The sequence below is a fragment of the Sanguibacteroides justesenii genome (genome assembly GCF_003204205.1).
GTDB lineage: Bacteria > Bacteroidota > Bacteroidia > Bacteroidales > Marinifilaceae > Gabonibacter > Gabonibacter massiliensis.
The window spans coordinates 1-1,295 of record NZ_QJPL01000021.1 but is presented as its reverse complement, the minus strand read 5'-3'; the positions used below and the strand labels follow the sequence as shown (position 1 = coordinate 1,295).

Annotated in this window: 1 protein-coding gene; it reads left to right on the top strand. The window is 47.4% G+C overall.

The window, feature by feature from the left end:
• Positions 1-195 precede the first annotated feature (195 nt).
• On the top strand, positions 196-1,295 hold a 1,100-nt coding region (locus DMB45_RS14565), incomplete at its 3' end, for an ABC transporter permease (RefSeq protein WP_146216465.1).

Genomic DNA, 1,295 nt, shown 5'->3' with positions numbered 1-1,295 from the left:
GGCGTGAGTGGAGCGGAAGAGCTGGGCGGGATGAAGTATCGTCTTCAATACACGGATTTCCAGGAGGTTACTGAGCGACTCGTTGAGACGAGTGTCACCCGAGGATGGAGATTGACGGAGGTTTACCAGGAGAAGAGTTCCTTGGATGCCGTTTTCGCCGAATTATCAAAGAAATAATTTTAAAACACGTTTACAATGAAGACAATATTCAAAATAGCGAAGACGGAATTACAAACGTTGTTCTACTCGCCGATCGCGTGGTTGATCCTGATCATCTTTACCTTTCAATGCAGCATGACCTTCTCTAATTTGATGGGGGGAATGGTACGTTCCGAATCTTTAGGTTACGGTAATTACAATGCAACCCTCGGTCTTTACAGCGGCATGCGCGGTCTGTTCACGGCGGTTCAATCTTACCTTTACCTTTACATCCCCTTGTTGACGATGAGCTTGATGAGCCGGGAGCTGGGTAGCGGTTCCATTAAATTACTATACTCGTCGCCGGTGACGAACTGGCAGATCATTCTCGGTAAATACGCCTCGATGATGGTTTACGCTCTCGTTTTGATCGGCGTATTGATGATTTATTCGATTTACGCGGCTTTCGCGGTTAAGGATCTGGATATTCCGGTAATTCTTTCGGGTATGTTGGGCTTGTACCTTTTGATTTGCGCTTACGCGGCGATCGGTTTGTTCATGTCGAGCTTGACCTCTTACCAGATCGTTGCCGCTGTCGGCACGTTGGCTATTTTAGCCGTTCTTTCTTACGTTAAAGGGTTGTGGCAAGAGATCGATCTGGTTCGCGATATTACTTTCTGGTTAGCCATAGACGGTCGAGCCGGAGAGTTCGTACGCGGTTTGATCTGCTCGGAGGACGTGATCTATTTCCTGATCGTGATCGGCTTGTTCCTGTTCATGGCGGTTATTCGCTTGCAGTCCCGCAGGCAGAAGAGTTCGTGGGCGGTGAACTTCGGTAAATACGCCGTGGTATGGTTCGTTGCCCTGTTTATCGGTTACCTCTCTTCCCGTCCTTCCTTGATGTCATTTTACGATGCCACGGAGACGAAGCAGAACACGTTGACGCAAAATAGCCAGGATATCGTTGCCCGCATGGACGGCAAACTGAAGATTACGACCTACGTGAACATCATGGATGATTATTCTTGGATCGGTATGCCCTCGTACCGGAACTGGGACTTGCGTAATTTCAGACAATACCTTCGTTTTAAACCGGATATCACGATGAAGTACGTTTATTATTACGATTCGGTAAAAAACATGAAGAACCTGGAAAA